Raw genomic sequence first — 16,256 nt, forward strand, 5'->3', positions numbered from 1 at the left:
GGCCCTTGCTTTCTGCCCCGTTTCGAGGCTTCCGTGTCGGGTAGCGCCTCCTACGGGGCGGCCGGGTGCCGGACGCCCCGTAGGAGGAGGCGTGATGAGGAGCAACGCGACGAGATTGGCCGTGATGGGCGCCGCGACCGCCACCGCGATCGGCGTCGGTCGGGCGGTGATCCGACGTCGGCGTCGGCACCAGCCACACCGGGAGGACGGCTGGTACGTGGTCCGGCGCGGGGTGACAGTCGACCGGCCGGTCGAAGCGGTGATCGGCTTCTGGACGGAGCGGGAGCGGCTCGACCGTGCCCTGGCCGAGTGGGCGACCCTGGAGCAGATCGACGGAAACCGGTGGCGGTGTGTGTCGCGCGATCCGGACAGCGGCGCCACCGAATGGCGGGCGGAGATCACCGTGACCGGCCCGGGCAGGTTGCGCTGGCAGGTCACCGGGGGCCTGGAGCAGCAGGGCACCGTGGAACTGGTGCCCGCGCCACAGGGCCGGGGTACGGAGATCCGCGCGGAACTGCGGTACCGCTCCGGCCCGCTGCGCCGCGCCCTGGGCCTGGCCGGCGGGGACGAGCCGGACCTGCGGCTGCGCGACACGCTGCGCCGGGTCAAGTCGCTTATCGAGTGCGGCCAGGTCATCGACACCCGGCGTGACCCGTCCGGACGGAGTCAGGCGCAGGAACGAGCCACCGACGAGATCCGGGAGCGGTTGACGACGGGAGGACGGGCATGAGGGCGCTGTGCTGGGAGGGCGTCGGCAAGCTGAAGGTACGCGACGTACCGGAGCCGCGGGTACGCGCCGACGGCGACATCATCGTCCGGGTCCGGGCCAGCAGCGTGTGCGGTTCGGACCTGCATCTGATCAACGGGTTCATCCCCGCGATGCGGGAGGGCGACGTCCTGGGCCACGAGTTCACGGGTGAGGTGGTCGAGGTCGGGCCCGGGGTGCGGCGGTTGGCCGTCGGTGACCGGGTGGTGGTCGGCTCGGTGGTGGCCTGCGGCGGTTGCTGGTACTGCCGGACCGAGCAGTACTCGCTGTGCGACAACTCCAACCCGCAGCCGGTCTTCGCGGAGAAGCTGTGGGGTCACGCGCCGGCCGGCATCCTCGGCTACTCGCACGCCGCCGGCGGCTACTCCGGCAGCCATGCCGAGTACGTACGGGTGCCGTTCGGCGACGTCGGAGCGTTCAAGGTGCCCGACGGGGTGCCCGACGACGCGGTGGTCTTCGCCTCGGACGCCATGCCGACCGGCTGGATGGCTGCCGACTTCTGCGGCCTGACCGGCGGTGAGGTGGTCGCGGTGTGGGGTGCCGGGGGAGTGGGGCAGATGGCTGCCCGGGCCGCCCAACTGCTCGGTGCCGAGCGGGTCATCATTGTCGACAGGCTGCCGGAGCGGCTGGCCGTCGCCGCGGACCGGCTGGGGGTGGAGACCGTCAACTACGCCGACACCGACGTGCTGGAGGCGTTGCGCGAGATGACCTCCGGTCGAGGCCCGGACGCCTGCATCGACGCGGTCGGCATGGAGGCGCACGACGTCGGACCGGTGTACGCGTACGACCGGGCGAAGCAGGCCACCCGGTCGCAGCTCGACCGGCCGACCTCCGTCCGGCAGGCCATCATGGCGGCCCGCAAGGGCGGCACGGTCAGCATCGTCGGCGTCTACGCCGGAGTGGTGGACAAGTTCCCGCTGGGCGCGGCGATGAACAAGGCCCTGGTGCTGCGGATGGGGCAGATGCACGCCCAGCGGTACATCCCGATGCTGCTCGACCGGCTCGCCGCCGGGGAGATCGACCCTGGTTACCTGGCCACCCACCCGCTTCCGCTGGAGGAGGGTGCGCGCGGCTACGAGATGTTCGAGAAGAAGCAGGACGGCTGCCTGCGTACGGTGCTGCATCCGGTCTGATCCGCACTGCGCCGCCGGTGGCCCCGGCGGCGCGGTGCCAGACCGGTGGCGGCCCGGCGCGTGGGCTCAGCCGGTGCGCCGCACGGCCGTGATCACGAAGCCGCCGGCCGGCAGGGCCGGCATCCGGCTCAGGTCCACCGCGAGGTCCTGCGGCGGTACGTCGTAACGGATGACCTCGGTCAACACTGCCAGCGACCGCTTCATCAACTCGATCGTGATCCACTCGCCGGCGCAGCGGTGTCCGTGGAGATGGTCCCCGCCGCCCTGCGGGATGAGCGTGTAGGGGTCGCCGGGCCAGCCGGCGAAGCGCTCCGGCCGGAACCGCTCCGGCTCCGGCCACAACTCGGGGTGATGATCGGTGCCGTACAGATCCAGCAGCACCCGGCGGCCGCGCGGGAAGTGGTATCCCTGCCAGTCGAAGTCCCGCCGGACCCGGGCCGCGGTCACCGGGAAGAACGGATAGTAGCGGCGTACCTCCTGCACGAACTGCCCGGCGGCGTCGGCGTCGCCGCGTACCCGCTGCCGCCAGGCGGGATGATCGTGCAGGGCCAGCGCGGTGAAAACCACGAACCGGGCCACCGCGACTGTCGGGCGGAGCACGTTGAGCAGCTCCACCGCGGCGATGCGGCGGGGCAACCGGTGCCCGTCGCCGTCGCGATGTTCGGCGAATGCCCGCAGGGCGGTGCCCTCGGGCGGCGACAGCGAGCCGGTGCGTACCTGCTCGACGAGGTCACCGATCCAGTACTCGCCGCGGTGGCGGCCCAGTCGGCCGCGCCAGTGCCGGGGGCCGATCGCGGCGGCACTGTCGATCATGGCTAGCAGGTCGGCGGTACGCCGGTCCAGCTCACCGCCGGCGAGTGGCACCCCCGCCCAGGCGCAGACCGCCCGGGTCAGCATCGACGCGACCTCGGTGTGCAGGGTCACCGTCCCGGCCAGTTCCCAGGCGGGCAGCCGGGCCTGCCACTCGTCGGTGAAGAGCTGCCCCAGCCGCCGGACCGCAGTCGGGGTCATCAGTGACAGGTACCTCGCCTTGCGGTCCCGATGGGCGTCGCCGTCGAGGCCCTGGACGCCGCCCCGACCGGTCAACGTCCGCTGACCTCGGGCCGGCATGGCACCGTCCCGGGCGAACCGGTCGGCGTCGTAGAAGAGCTCGGCGGCGGCCCGGCCGCGCAGGCAGATCGTCGGTTCCAGCAGCAGACGGGTCTGGAAGATGTCGGTGCCGTACCGGTCGCACCGCTGCCCGATGAACCGGTAGCCGGCCCGCAGGAAGGCCAGGGTGCTGTCCGGGCTGCGGTCCGTCGGAATGGTAGCCATCGGGCCCCCTGTTGCCGGGGCGCGGCCGTCGCCGACCGGCCGTTCCTGCGTCGCGGGCTGCGTCTACCCAGGTCAGGGCCGCTGAACCCACCAGCGGGGCGGTGGTGTCGGCCGGCCGGTGAGGTGGTCGGCTGCTGGCCCCTCCCAGGACCGGGGGAGCCTGGTTTGCTGGATCCGGCGGCGTTGTCGGCATGCCCGGCGGTCATCCGGCCCCCGGGTCCGAGCGGTCGGTGCGGCGCCGGTCAGGCGGTTCGGCGAGTCACGGGGAGGGACTGATGCGGGACAACCGGGCGGCGTACTGGCGACGGTGGATGACCGGGGCGTCCGGCGGGGATCAGCCGCCGCTGGTGGCGCCGCCACGCCGACCGTCCCGGCCCGACCGCCACTTCACCGTGCATCTCGGCTTCACCGCCGCCGATCTCGTCACCGCCCGCGAGGTGGCGGTCGGGTACGCCGAGGCGTTGAGCGTGCTCCGGCCCGAGCTGGCGATCGGTGCCTCCGCGTTGTCGCCGGCCGACGCCTGGCAGCGTGCGGAGCGGTTGTTCTGTGGTGCCCTCGGGCCGGACGGCGAGCGCTGTGTCGATGTCGCGGACCACGGCGGTTTTCATCACGGCCCGGGCCCCGGTGGCCTCGGTTGGGGCGACGGTGACCGTGGCTAGCGCGGGGTCCAGGAAAGCCGGACCGGGCGACCGTTCCCGGACCCCGCGCCCGCGCTCAGTCCAGGTCGAACTCGCCGTCCTGAGCGCCCGCGACGAAGGCGTCCCACTCGGCCTGGGTGAACACCAGCACCGGGCCGTCCGGCTCGGCGGAGTTGCGCATGCCGATGAGGTCGTCGACGAAGGCGACCTCCACGGCGGCCTCCGAGGTGTCGCCTTCGGCCCGCTGCCAGACCGCCCGGGAGAGGTCGAAGTCACCCTTGGGGTGCGCTGTCATGGTCCCGTCCTCCAGTACCAGGGGATATGGGGAAGCCGGTTCGTTCCCTCATCGGGCAGGATAAGCGGATGCCGAGCCTGAGCCGTGCAGAGGCGACCGCGCGTGGCGCGTCGATCACCGTCGAGTCCTACCAGGTGGACCTCGACCTGACCGGGGGCGGCGAGCGGTTCCGCTCCCGCGTCACGATCCGGTTCCGGGCCACCGGCACCGAGACCTTCGCCGAGGTCAAGCCGGCGGAGCTGCACGCGGTACGCCTCAACGACACCGAACTGGATCCCGCCTCGCTTGACGACAACCGGCTGCCGCTGACCGGCCTCGCGGCGCAGAACACACTCACCGTCGACGCCGAGATGGCGTACACGAACACCGGCGAGGGATGCACCGCTTCGTCGACCCCGCCGACGGCGAGACCTACCTGTACGTGATGTCGTTCCTGGACGACGTGCAGCGGGTCTTCGCCGCCTTCGACCAGCCGGATCTGAAGGCACCCGTCACGTTGTCGGTGACCGCGCCGGAGCACTGGACGGTGGCGGCGAACGCGGCACTGGCGGCCAACCCGGCACCGGGCCGCTGGGAGTTCGCCCCCACCCTGCCGATCGCCACATACTTCTTCACCCTGATCGCCGGTCCCTGGCACGTCCGCCGGGACACCCACGACGGGATTCCGCTGGGTGTGTACTGCCGGCGCTCACTCGCCGAGCACCTCGACACGGACGCGGCGGAGATCTTCACCGTCACCAAGCAGTGCCTCGACCGGTTCCATCAGCTGTTCGACGAGCGTTACCCGTTCGGCAAGTACGACCAGGCGTTCGTGCCCGAGTTCAACGCCGGCGCGATGGAGAATCCCGGCCTGGTCACCTTCCGCGACGACTACGTGTTCCGCTCGGCGGTCACCGACAGCCAGCGCGAGCTGCGCGTCACCACCATCGCCCACGAGATGGCCCACATGTGGTTCGGCGACCTGGTCACCATGCGGTGGTGGGACGATCTGTGGTTGAACGAGTCGTTCGCGGAGTACCTGGGCACCCGGGTCACCGCCGAGGCGACCCGGTTCGACCGGGCGTGGACGACGTTCGCGCTGCGCCGCAAGGCGTGGGGATACGCCGCCGACCAGCGCCCCTCCACGCATCCGGTGGCTCCCGAGCGGGTCACCGATGCCGCCGAGGGGTTGCTCAACTTCGACGGCATCTCGTATGCCAAGGGCGCCAGCGTGCTCCGGCAGCTGGTGGCGTGGCTCGGCGACGAGGCGTTCCTGGCCGGGCTCAACGATCACTTCGCCCGGCACCGCTTCGGTAACGCCAGCCTCGCCGACCTGCTGGAGAGCCTGGCCGCCAGCAGCGGGCGGGAGCTGACCGACTGGGCGGAGTCCTGGTTGCGGACCGCGCAGGTCAACACGCTGCGGGCCGAGGTGGGGGTGGACGCCGACGGTCGGTACCGCGAGGTCGTGATCGCCCAGACCGCGCCGTCGACGCACCCGGTGCTGCGCCCGCACCGCATCGGCGTGGGCCGGTACTCCGTGGACGGCACCGCCGAACGGATCGAGGTCGACCTCGACCCGAAGACCGACGACGGACGTACCCGGCTCGCCGGGTTGGTCGGGGAACCCGCGGCGGCGGTCCTGCTGCCCAACGACGGTGACCTGACCTTCGCGAAGATCCGCCTCGATCCCGCCTCGGTGGACGCAGTGCCGTTGCTGCTGCCCCGCCTCGCCGACCCGCTGGCCCGCGCCCTGCTCTGGGGTGCGGCGGTGGACACGGCGACCGACGGCGAACGGCCGGTCAGCGGCCTGGTCGACCTGATCGTCGCGGCGTTGCCCGCCGAGACGGAAGTGATCATCGTTGAGGATGTGCTGGCGATGAGCCGGGCGCTCATCGACCGCTACCTCGACCCGCTGGCTCGACTGTCCGCGTTGGCCCGGGTCGCCGAGTCCTGCCGGCGGTTGCTCGACGGTGCCGCGCCGGGGGAGTCGTTGCAGTTGGCCGCCGCGCGAGGCCTGATCGCCACGAGCACCGACGCCGAATTGCTCACCGGCTGGCTCGCTGGCCGGGCCGTACCCGCCGGGCTGGCGGTGGACACCGAACTGCGGTGGGCGCTGCTCGGTCGACTCGTGGTGCTGGGTGCCGCCGGTGCGGCCGAGATCGCGGCCGAGGTGGCGGTCGACCCGAGCGCCACAGGTGCCGAGCGGGCGGCCCGGTGCCGGGCCGCCCTGCCCGAACCCGCCGCCAAGCAGGCCGCGTGGGAGATCATCGTGTCGAACACGGAGTTGTCGAACCGGCTGGTCGAGGCGACGGCAGAGGGCTTCTGGCAGCCTGAGCAGGCGGAACTGACAAGCGCCTACGTCGCCAGGTATTTCGCCGACATGCCGGCCGCGGCGCGGCTGCGTACGCCCTGGGTGGCTGACGAGGTCGCCAAGCTGGCCTTCCCCCGCCACGCGGTGTCCCAGCCGACCCGGGAGGCGGCCGCGGCGCTGCTGGCCCGCGACGACCTTACGCCGGGGCTGCGTCGGGTGGTCACCGATGCCGACGACGACCTGCGCCGGGCTCTGGTGGCGCGCACGGCGGTGGCGGCCACCACCGCGTGACGACGGTGGCCGGGCCGGTCCGGAGGGTGACGGCCCGGCCCGCCTCCGGTCGTACACGGCCTAGGATCATGGGGTGGAGGAAGACATTCGGCGGATCGGGATCATGGGCGGGACCTTCGATCCGATCCATCATGGGCACCTCGTGGCCGCGAGCGAGGTGGCGGACCGGTTCGGCCTCGACGAAGTGATATTCGTGCCGACGGGGCAGCCATGGCAGAAGGCCGACGTGCCGGTCAGCTCGGCCGAGGACCGTTACCTGATGACCGTGATCGCCACGGCCTCCAATCCCCGGTTCCAGGTCAGCCGGGTCGACATCGACCGGGGCGGGCCCACCTACACCGTCGACACCCTGCGCGACCTGCGCTCCCGGTACGGGACGAAGGCGCAGTTGTTCTTCATCACCGGCGCGGACGCCCTGAAACGGATCCTGAGCTGGAAGGACCTCGACGAGATCTTTGAGCTGGCCCACTTCATCGGGGTCACCCGGCCGGGCTTCGAGCTGACCGCCGCACACCTGCCCGCCGACACGGTGAGCCTGGTGCAGGTGCCGGCGATGGCCATCTCGTCCACCGACTGTCGGGCGCGGGTCGCCCGGGGCGAACCGGTCTGGTATCTGGTGCCGGACGGTGTGGTGCAGTACATCGCGAAAAGGCGTCTCTACCGGGAGTGATTCAGCCGTTTCATCCCTCTTTTCGGCTGAAACTGACGAGTCGTCAATCCGGGCCGTGTGAGAGGCTGGAAGCATCGCACGGTTGATCGAAGGAGAACGGTGACAGTTTCCGAACGCGCTCACGAGCTGGCGATCGTCGCCGCCCAGGCCGCGGCCGACAAGAAGGCTCAGGACATCGTCATCATCGACGTGGGTGACCAGCTCGCCATCACCGACGCGTTCCTGCTCGCCGCGGCCCCGAACGAGCGTCAGGTGCTGGCCGTCGTCGACGCCATCGAAGAGGCGTTGCTCGACCTGCCGGAGAAGGCGAAGCCGGTGCGGCGTGAGGGCGAGCGCGGCGGCCGCTGGGTGCTGCTCGACTACGTCGACCTCGTGGTGCACGTGCAGCACACCGAGGAGCGCGAGTTCTACGCCCTGGACCGACTCTGGAAGGACTGCCCGACGATCCCGTTCGTCGACCGGGATCTCGCCCCCGCCGAGGCCTCCGCCGGATCGGGCGAGTGACCAGGCTGATCATCTGGCGGCACGGTAACACCGACTGGAACGCCGCCAGCCGGGTGCAGGGGCAGACCGACGTACCGCTCAACGACCTCGGCCGGGAGCAGGCCCGCGCCGCCGCGCCGCTGCTGGCCGCGCTGCGCCCGGACGCCCTGTTCGCCAGCGACCTGAGCCGCGCCGCGGAGACCGCCGACGCACTGTCCGCGCTGACCGGCCTGCCGGTACGCTCCGACGCCCGGCTCCGGGAGCGGTACTTCGGCAACTGGCAGGGGATGTTCCTCACCGAGGTGGCCGAAGGGTTCCCCGAGGAGTACGCCCGCTGGCGGGCCGGCGATCCCGACCCGGGAGCGGACATCGAACCGCTTGACGAGTTGGCCAAGCGCATCGGCAGCGCCCTGCAGGAGGCCGCCGATGAGGTGCCGGGCGGCACTGTCGTGGTGGCCACCCACGGTGCCGCGGCCCGTCAGGGCTGCGGTCACCTGCTCGGCTGGGAGCACCACGTGCTGCGTACCGTCGGCTCCCTGCGCAACTGCCACTGGACGGAGCTGCGCCACGACGTCGAGCGTGGCTGGCACCTGCGGGCCCACAACGTCGGTCCGATGGAGCTCCCCGCCACCCCGACCGGCACCGTCGCGGCCGTCACCCCGGTCTCCGCCGAGGCGGTCTGAGGACACGGTCGGGCGGTCATCCAGCTTGATCCGCTACGGTGCCCGCATGCCAGTCGCGGTCGTCACCGACTCCACTGCCTACCTGCCACCCGAGCTGCTGCGGGAGCACCCGCTGACCGTGGTACCGCTGACCGTGGTGCTGGCCGGGGTGGAAGGGCTGGAGGGCGTCGAGACCTTCCCGGCGGACGCCACCCGGGCGTTGCGGGCGCGGCGGGTCTCGGTGAGCACCTCCCGTCCGTCGCCGGAACAGTTCGGCCGAACGTACCGGGAGCTGCTGGCGGCCGGGGCGGAGGGCGTCGTCTCGGTGCACCTGTCGGCCGGGCTCTCCGGCACGGTGGAGGCCGCCGAACTGGCCGCCGCCGAACTGGGCGACCGGGTCAGCGTGGTCGACAGCCGCTCCTGCGGGATGGGTCTCGGTTTCCCGGCGATCGCGGCGGCCCGGGCCGCCGCGCGCGGCGCCGACCTGGCCGGGGTACGCGCTGCGGCAGTGGCCGCCGTCGGCCGTACCAGCATCCACTTCTACGTGGACACGCTGGAGTTCCTCCGTCGGGGCGGGCGGATCAACGCGGCGGAGGCGTTGCTCGGTACCGCGCTGTCGGTCAAGCCGATCCTGCACATGCCCGAGGGGCACATCGTGCTGCGGGACAAGGTCCGTACCGCCAGTCGGGGCATGGCACGACTGGTCGACCTCACCGTCGAGGCAGCCGGCGACGGACCTGTGGACCTGGCCGTACACCATCTTGACGCAGCGCAGCGGGCCGGGGAACTCGTCAGCACGCTTACCGACCGGCTCGGCGACCGGCTGCGCGACGTGTACGTCTCCGAGGCCGGTGCCGCCGTCGCCGTGCACGTGGGACCCGGCCTCGCCTGTGTGGTGATTCACCGACGGCCGGACGCCGCCGCCTGATCCGCGCAGCCGCCCGGGGGTAATGGCGGGGGTGGGCGAGGATTGGTCGCGGATCCCAAGCTGGGGAGGTGGGACGAGTGTCCTGTGTGGTGACCGGCGGTGGCCGTGGCGTCGGCCGGGGCATCGTGGAGAGGTTGCTCGCCGACGGCCGGACGGTGGTGGTGATCGAACGCGATCGGGACGCGCTGTCCTGGCTGGATGGGCACGACCGGGCCGACCAGCTCGCGGCGGTGGTCGGTGACGCCGGTGACGAGGGCGTCGCCGGCCGCGCCGCCGACCTGGCCGAGCGCGCCCAGCCACTCACCGGCTGGGTGAACAACGCCGCCGTCTTCCGCGACGCATCGGTACACGACGCGCCGGTCGGCGAGGTCGTCGACCTGATCACCCGCAACCTGCGCCCCGTCGTGGTCGGCGCGGCCATCGCGGTCCGCCGCTTCCTCGCCGCCGGCACCGCTGGCGCGGTGGTGAACGTCTCGTCGCATCAGGCGAGCCGGCCGGTGCCGGGCTGCCTGCCGTACGCCACGGCCAAGGCGGCGGTGGAGGGGCTGACCCGGGCGCTGGCCGTCGAGTACGGCAGGTACGGCATCCGGGCCAACACGGTCGCCCTCGGTTCGGTGGCCACCGAGCGCCACGAGGCGTTGCTGGCCGAGACGGAACCGGATGAGGCGCGGCGGATCGAGGCGGAACTGACCCGGCTGCACCCGGTGGGCCGGATCGGGCAACCGCAGGACGTGGCGGAGGCGGTCGCGTACCTGCTCTCGCGGGCCGCCGGTTTCGTCAACGGGGTGACCCTGCCGGTCGACGGCGGGCGCTCCGTGCTCGGTCTGGATCCGGAGTCCCGCCCGGACTGAACCGGTGCCGGCTCGGCCGTGCCGAGGCCATAGCAGATCCGGTGCATGATCAGGGCGTTGTCCACAGAGTCCTGCCCTGTCCACAGTCCTGCCTGCTCGTCGCGCCCGCCGGGGCCGCGCCGCTCTAGCCTCGCGCCGTGTCGAAGGACGAGGACGAGGAGACGGTGGTCCGTCAGCGGCTGTGGCGACTGATGCCCGGTGCGCTGGACCTCTCGGAGGATGCTGCCGGGCCGCCGATGGCGGGTGAGCACGGGACGCCTGCCTCCGCTGGCCTGCCCTCGTCGGTCGGGCTGCCACCGGTCGCCGGAGCGTCCGGCGGGTTGCCGCCGTCGGTGGCGGACTGGCCGACAGCGCTGCTGCCGGTCCAGGCTGCCGACCGGGCCGGTGTCGCCGGTCCGGCAGGGGCCGCTGGACCCGTTCGTGCCGCCGGTCCGGTTGGGGCCGCCGGTCCGGTTCGGGCCGCCGATCCTCGTGCCGTCGGTGGTCCGGCCGGTGCCGGCGACGAGGAGCCTGTCGACGTGGCGCGGGATCGGACGGTCGACGAGGCGTCGCCGAGGCTTCCGTTGCCCGGGCCTGGTGCCTTCGATCCGGGGCGGCGGGGAGTGCGGGCCCTCGCGGTCGTCGCCGTTCTCGTGGTGGTGGCCGCAGGATTCTGGGCCTGGCGATCCCGACCTCAGGTGGAGCCGGTCGTCGCCGAGACCGGCACCGCCGGCACGACGGAGCCGGCCGTCGTGGCCGGCGACGAACCCGCGGTGCCGGCGGCGGTGCCCACCGGCGAGCTGGTGGTTGCCGTCGCCGGCAAGGTCCGGCGGCCCGGACTGGTGCGACTGCCGGCCGGCGCTCGGGTGGCCGACGCCGTCGACGCCGCCGGGGGTGCGTTGCCGGGGGTGGACGTGGCGATGCTGAACCTGGCCCGTCGGGTCAGCGACGGCGAGTTGATCCTGGTCGGCGTACCGGCGCCCACCGTGGGCCCGGGCGTCCCGCCGTCGGGCACCCTGCCCGGCTCAGGTCCGGGCGGCGAACCCGGCACCGGCGGGCGGGTCAACCTGAACACCGCCACATCGGCACAGCTTGAGACGCTGCCCGGGGTGGGCCCGGTGCTCGCCCAGCGCATCATCGAGCATCGCGACACGCACGGCGGCTTTCGGTCCGTCGGCGACCTGCGTCAGGTGAACGGGATCGGCGACGCACGGTACGAGCAGCTCAAGGACCTGGTGACGGTGTGAAGGCGACGCCCACCCCGGTCACCCGGTCGGCCGGAACCGCCGCCGGTTTCACGGCCGGCTCGACCACCCCGGACCTCCGAATGGCGGGGCTTGCCGTGGCGGCCTGGCTGACCGCGCTGGCCGGGCTGCACCTCGACTCCCGGCGGACACTGCTGGTGACCGTCGCCGCTGCCGGACTCGCCGGGGCGGTGACGCTGCACCTGCTCGGGGTGGTCGGCAGACCACATCCGACCCTGCGCCGTCACGGCTGGATCGCGGTGGCGATCCTGCTCGGCGTGATCTGCGGCGGGGCGGCCACCTCGGCGCGGCTGACCGTACGGGACGCCGGCCCGTTGCGTGTCCTGGTGGACGAACAGGCCCGGGTCAGCACCGAACTGGTCGTCCGGGACGACCCCAGGCCGGTACGCGGCGGCATCGTGGGCCGTCCACCGACGTTGCTGGTGCCGGCCAGGTTTGTCACTCTGACCGGGCCGCAGGGCCAGCGGGTCACCACGCCGGCGCGGGTCCTGGTGCTCGCCGACGACCCGGCGTGGCGAGGGCTGCTGCCCGGGCAGCGCCTCACCGCGCAGGGGCGCCTTGCCGCACCGCGCGGCGGCGACCTCACCGGGGCGGTCCTGATGGCCGTCGGCGCACCGGATCGGCTCGGTGCCCCGTCGGCGGTGCAGCGCGCGGCCGGCCGGCTCCGTGCCGGTCTCCAGCGAGCGTGTGCGCCGCTGCCGGACGACCCGGGTGGCCTGCTGCCCGGCCTGGTCGTCGGCGACACCAGCCAGTTGCCCGACACGGTGGAGGAGGACTTCCGTGCCACCGGAATGACCCACCTGAACGCTGTTTCCGGATCGAACGTGGCAATTGTGGTGGGGGCGGTGCTTTTGCTGGCCCGCTGGGCCCGAGCCGGTCCGGTGCTGGCCGTAGGCCTCTGCGGGCTGGCCCTGGTGGGCTTCGTCATCCTGGTCCGGCCGTCGCCGAGCGTGGTCCGCGCGGCCACCATGGGCGCGATCGGGCTCGCCGCGCTGGCCGCCGGCCGACCCCGGGCGGCGGTGCCCGCACTTGCCGCCGCCGTGGCGGTGCTGGTGCTTGTCGATCCGGAACTTGCCGGTGACGCCGGCTTCGCGCTGTCCGTACTGGCCACAGGTGGTCTGCTGCTGCTCGCTCCGGGTTGGCGGGACGGGCTGCGGCGGCGGGGCGTACCGCCGGGGGCGGCCGAGGCGCTGGCGGTGCCGGCCGCCGCACAGCTCGCCTGTGCACCTGTGATCGCCGGTCTGACCGGCACGGTCAGCCTGGTGGCGGTGCCGGCGAACCTGCTCGCGGTGCCGGCGATCGCCCCGGCGACGGTGCTGGGCGTGGCAGCGGCTGTCGTCTCGCCGGTCTGGCCGGCCGGTGCCGAGACCGTCGCCTGGTTGGCGCACTGGCCGGCGTGGTGGCTGGTGCTTGTCGCCAGGTACGGTGCCCGGCTGCCGGCGGGCAACCTGCCGTGGCCCGGCGGGATCTCCGGGGCGCTGCTGCTGGCGGCGCTGACCGTGGCGCTGCTGATCGCGGCCCGCCGCCCCGTGGTACGTCGCCTGGTGGCGGTCTGCGCGGTCGCGGTGATGCTGGGCACCCTGCCGGTACGGATGGTCGCGCCGGGATGGCCGCCGCAGGGGTGGGTCGTCACGGCCTGCGCGGTGGGTCAGGGCGACACGGTGCTGCTGCCGGTGGTGGCCGGCCGGGCGGTGGTGGTCGACGCCGGCCCGGATCCGGCGGCGGCGGACGCCTGCCTGCGCCGGCTCGGCGTACGGCGGGTGTCGCTGCTTGTGGTCAGCCACTTCCACGTGGATCACACAGGCGGGGTGGCCGGGATCTTCCGGGGACGGCGGGTGGACACGGTACTGGTTCCCCAGTGGCCGGAGCCGGCGGCCGGCCGGGACCTGGTGCGCAGCACCGCCGCGGCACACGACACACCTGTGGTGGCCGCCCCGGCGGGGTGGCGGTACCGGGCCGGGGCGGTTGAGGTGACAGTGCTCGGCCCGCCGTACCCGATGCGAGGCACCCGCTCGGATCCGAACAACAACTCTCTGGTGCTGCTCGCCACTGTCGACCGGGTGCGGATCCTGCTGACCGGCGACGCCGAGGTGGAGGAGCAGCAGGCGGTGCGGGAACGGCTGCCGCCGGACGGGTTGCGGGCCGACGTGCTGAAGGTCGCCCACCACGGCTCCGCGTACCAGGATCCGGCCTTTCTGGACGCGGTACGGCCGGCGGTGGCGTTGGTGCCGGTCGGGGCGGGGAACACCTACGGGCATCCCAACCCGGCGGTGCTGACCCGGCTGGCCCGGGGTGGGGCGCGGGTGCTGCGTACCGACACCGGTGGTGACCTGGCGGTCGTGCGGTCGTCCCGAGGGCTCGGGGTGGTGAGCGCCGGTGTCGACCGGGTCCGTCCACCGTGATGAATCAACGGCAATTTACCGTGAAAAGCGGAAGATAAGGCGTATGTCTGGATTTGCGCTGAGTGCGGGGTCCGCCGGCAGAGTACCGACGAGCAGGCTGGACCAGCCGGCCGAGCGTGCGAATATGGGCGGCGTGACCGCCGCCAGTGCCGCTCCTATTGTGCTCGTCCTCGGCGACGAGGAGCTGCTCGCCACGCGCGCGGTGACCGAAACCGTCGCCGCTGCCCGGGCCGCTGACCCCGGCGTCGACGTGCGCGAGTACCAGGCCGGTCAGCTGACCGTCGGCGAGATCGACGAGATGCTCAGCCCGTCGCTGTTCGGTGGGCGTCGGGTGCTGGTGCTCCGGTCCGGTCAGGACGCCCGCAAGGACCTGGTCGCCGCCCTGTTGGCGTACGCGAAGAACCCTGATCCGGAGGTGCAGCTCGTGGTGGCGCACCTCGGTGCGGCGAAGGGCAAGGCGTTCGCCGACGGGCTGAAGGCGGCAGGTGCCCAGGTCGTGCCGGCCACCAGACTCAAGGGGCACCGCGAGCGGGTGGCCTTCGTCCGCGAGGAGATTCGCCGGGCCGGTGGGCGATGCACCGACGACGCGGCCGAGGCGCTGATCGCCGCGGTCGGCAACGATCTGCGCGAACTCGCCGCGGCCTGTTCCCAGCTGATCGCCGACACCGACGGCCGGATCGGCGCCGACACGGTGGCCCGCTACTACCGGGGTCGGGTGGAGGTGAGCGGGTTCACGGTGGCCGACGCCACGATGGTCGGTGACCTGCCGGGCGCGTTGGAGGCGCTGCGCTGGGCGCTGCACGTGGGGGTGGATCCGGTGCCGATCGCCGACGCCCTCGCCGACGGCATCCGTACGGTCGCCAGGGTCGCCTCCGCCGGCCGAGGCAGTCCGTACCAGCTCGCCAGCAGTCTGGGCATGCCGCCGTGGAAAGTGGAACGGGCCCAACGACAGGCCCGTGGTTGGACCCCGGACGGGCTGGTACTGGCGATGCGGGCGGCGGCAGAGTGCAACGCGGCGGTCAAGGGCGGCTCCGACGATCGGGCGTACGCGCTGGAGAAGGCGGTCTTCTCGGTGGCGGCGGCGCGGCAGGGTGGCGCCAGGTGAGCGGAGCGCTCCGTGGCTCGTGGGCCACGATCCCGGCCGACGAGGAGCAGTACCGTCCGTTCTACGCGCGGGTGCTCGGGCTGCGGTTCGTCAACCCGGGCGGAGTGCTCTGTTTCATCTTCTTCGAGGGGGCGATCGCGTTGGCGGCCCTGCTCGCGCTCGCCGAGCTGGTGACCTGGTGGGCGGTGCTGGTGCTGCCCGCCGCGGTGGCCGTGATGGTCAAGCTCAACGATCTGGTGGCCGCCGCGGTGGTGCGCTCCGCAGCGGCCGTACCCGAGCAGGAACGTGACAGGTTCCGCCGGCAGATGGAGCCGGTGGTCGGGCGGGCCCGGGTCGACTGGCTGCGGCACAGCGTGCCCGGCGTCGTGGTTCGCTCCGAGCCAGCACACCAGCAGCAGCGACCGGCCGAGCCGGCGGATCAGCAGCATCGTCTGGCTGAGCCGGCGGATCAGCAGCATCGACCGGTGGGGCCCTCGGACCAGCAGCACCGGCCGGCAGCGCGGGGTCTCGAGGGCGAGGCCGATCGGGGTCAGCCGGGCCGTCGCCCGGGGACCACCGAACCCGGATCCTGATCAGCGCGCTGCCCGAACCGGGGGCGCTGGCTGGACCGGGAGTGCCGCCGACCGGGAACGGGATCAAGGGAGCGGCTGCCACCGGCCGAAACCGGAGCAACCGCGGCTGGACGACGTGCGGAAGCCCCGGGGCGGTGCCCCGAGGCTTCCGTCAGGTCTGGGCGCTCAGCTCAGGCGGCGAGCGACGCGACGCGCTTGGAGATCGCGGACTTGCGGTTCGCGGCCTGGTTGCCGTGGATGACGCCCTTGCTGGCCGCCTTGTCCAGCTTGCGCGAGGCGTCCTGCATGAGAGCGGTGGCCTTCTCGACGTCACCGGCCTCAGCGGCCTCGTGGAACTTGCGGATGGCGGTCTTCAGCGACGACTTGACCGACTTGTTACGCAGCCGGCGCTTCTCGTTCTGCCGGTTGCGCTTGATCTGGGACTTGATGTTCGCCACGCGACAGCCTCGTCTTGATAGCTCGGGTTGGTCAGCTTGTGCGCGCGACGAGCATGCGTCATCGCTGCGCGAAGAGCCAGGTTACCAGGTCGGCTCGAACGGGCCAAAACAGCCTCCCGCAACCCGCCCTGGTTGATCATTAGGTTAGCCCTACTCGTTGATCTTCAAACTGTCG

The 16,256-nt window shown here is 72.6% G+C and carries 15 protein-coding genes and 1 pseudogene; 13 read left to right on the top strand and 3 right to left on the bottom strand.

Features of this window, described 5'->3' with window-relative positions; all coding sequences use genetic code 11:
* Positions 1-94: 94 nt before the first annotated feature.
* On the top strand, positions 95-730 hold the full coding sequence (locus CLT74_RS28105) for a cyclase (protein WP_099850417.1): 636 nt from the start codon (positions 95-97) through the stop codon (positions 728-730).
* Positions 727-1,899: a zinc-dependent alcohol dehydrogenase gene (locus CLT74_RS28110; RefSeq protein WP_099850419.1), complete on the top strand. Its 1,173-nt coding sequence runs from the start codon at positions 727-729 to the stop codon at positions 1,897-1,899. Before CLT74_RS28105 ends, CLT74_RS28110 begins: the two co-directional genes overlap by 4 nt.
* Positions 1,900-1,965: 66 nt before the next feature.
* Here CLT74_RS28110 and CLT74_RS28115 read toward each other — a convergent pair whose 3' ends face one another.
* The gene (locus tag CLT74_RS28115) at positions 1,966-3,213 is read right to left on the bottom strand and encodes a cytochrome P450 (protein ID WP_099850421.1); all 1,248 of its coding nucleotides are present in this window, start codon (positions 3,211-3,213) and stop codon (positions 1,966-1,968) included.
* A gap of 275 nt (positions 3,214-3,488) precedes the next feature.
* On the opposite strand from CLT74_RS28115, the gene CLT74_RS28120 reads away from it, so the two are divergent.
* Entirely contained in the window at positions 3,489-3,872 is a 384-nt protein-coding gene (locus CLT74_RS28120; protein WP_099850423.1) for a hypothetical protein, read from the top strand.
* A gap of 55 nt (positions 3,873-3,927) precedes the next feature.
* Here CLT74_RS28120 and CLT74_RS28125 read toward each other — a convergent pair whose 3' ends face one another.
* A complete protein-coding gene (locus tag CLT74_RS28125) occupies positions 3,928-4,146 on the bottom strand; it encodes a DUF397 domain-containing protein (RefSeq protein ID WP_093407559.1) in 219 nt (72 codons plus the stop codon).
* Between the two features lie 68 nt (positions 4,147-4,214).
* Here CLT74_RS28125 and pepN point away from each other — a divergent pair.
* The 10 genes and pseudogenes from pepN (at position 4,215) to CLT74_RS28175 (ending at position 15,644) form a co-directional block, all read left to right on the top strand.
* Positions 4,215-6,727: pseudogene (gene pepN / locus CLT74_RS28130) on the top strand (aminopeptidase N).
* 73 nt (positions 6,728-6,800) lie between these two features.
* Positions 6,801-7,397, top strand: coding sequence for a nicotinate-nucleotide adenylyltransferase (nadD, locus tag CLT74_RS28135; protein WP_099850425.1), 597 nt, complete (start codon positions 6,801-6,803; stop codon positions 7,395-7,397).
* A gap of 99 nt (positions 7,398-7,496) precedes the next feature.
* Positions 7,497-7,901, top strand: a complete 405-nt coding sequence (gene rsfS / locus CLT74_RS28140; protein ID WP_099850427.1) for a ribosome silencing factor — start codon at positions 7,497-7,499, stop codon at positions 7,899-7,901.
* On the top strand, positions 7,898-8,563 hold the full coding sequence (locus tag CLT74_RS28145) for a histidine phosphatase family protein (protein ID WP_099850429.1): 666 nt from the start codon (positions 7,898-7,900) through the stop codon (positions 8,561-8,563). The genes rsfS and CLT74_RS28145 overlap by 4 nt, the downstream gene beginning before the upstream one ends.
* 46 nt (positions 8,564-8,609) lie before the next feature.
* Positions 8,610-9,470, top strand: a complete 861-nt coding sequence (locus CLT74_RS28150) for a DegV family protein (RefSeq protein WP_099850431.1) — start codon at positions 8,610-8,612, stop codon at positions 9,468-9,470.
* A 77-nt stretch (positions 9,471-9,547) separates the two neighbouring features.
* Entirely contained in the window at positions 9,548-10,321 is a 774-nt protein-coding gene (locus CLT74_RS28155; RefSeq protein ID WP_099850433.1) for an SDR family oxidoreductase, read from the top strand.
* A gap of 137 nt (positions 10,322-10,458) precedes the next feature.
* Entirely contained in the window at positions 10,459-11,547 is a 1,089-nt protein-coding gene (locus CLT74_RS28160) for a ComEA family DNA-binding protein (protein ID WP_486582625.1), read from the top strand.
* The gene (locus CLT74_RS28165) at positions 11,544-13,967 is read left to right on the top strand and encodes a ComEC/Rec2 family competence protein (RefSeq protein WP_486582627.1); all 2,424 of its coding nucleotides are present in this window, start codon (positions 11,544-11,546) and stop codon (positions 13,965-13,967) included. The genes CLT74_RS28160 and CLT74_RS28165 overlap by 4 nt, the downstream gene beginning before the upstream one ends.
* A 124-nt stretch (positions 13,968-14,091) precedes the next feature.
* Positions 14,092-15,072 carry a DNA polymerase III subunit delta gene (gene holA, locus CLT74_RS28170; protein ID WP_099850435.1) on the top strand — a complete coding sequence of 327 codons (981 nt, stop codon included), beginning with the start codon at positions 14,092-14,094 and terminating at the stop codon, positions 15,070-15,072.
* Positions 15,069-15,644 (top strand): hypothetical protein, encoded by a 576-nt coding sequence (locus tag CLT74_RS28175; RefSeq protein ID WP_486582628.1) that lies wholly within the window; start codon positions 15,069-15,071, stop codon positions 15,642-15,644. Before holA ends, CLT74_RS28175 begins: the two co-directional genes overlap by 4 nt.
* A gap of 170 nt (positions 15,645-15,814) precedes the next feature.
* On the opposite strand, the gene rpsT is transcribed toward CLT74_RS28175, so the two are convergent.
* Complete coding sequence (gene rpsT, locus CLT74_RS28180) at positions 15,815-16,081, bottom strand: 30S ribosomal protein S20 (protein WP_099850437.1); 267 nt, start codon at positions 16,079-16,081, stop codon at positions 15,815-15,817.
* Between the last annotated feature and the right edge of the window lie 175 nt (positions 16,082-16,256).

Source organism: Verrucosispora sp. CNZ293 (genome assembly GCF_002754655.1).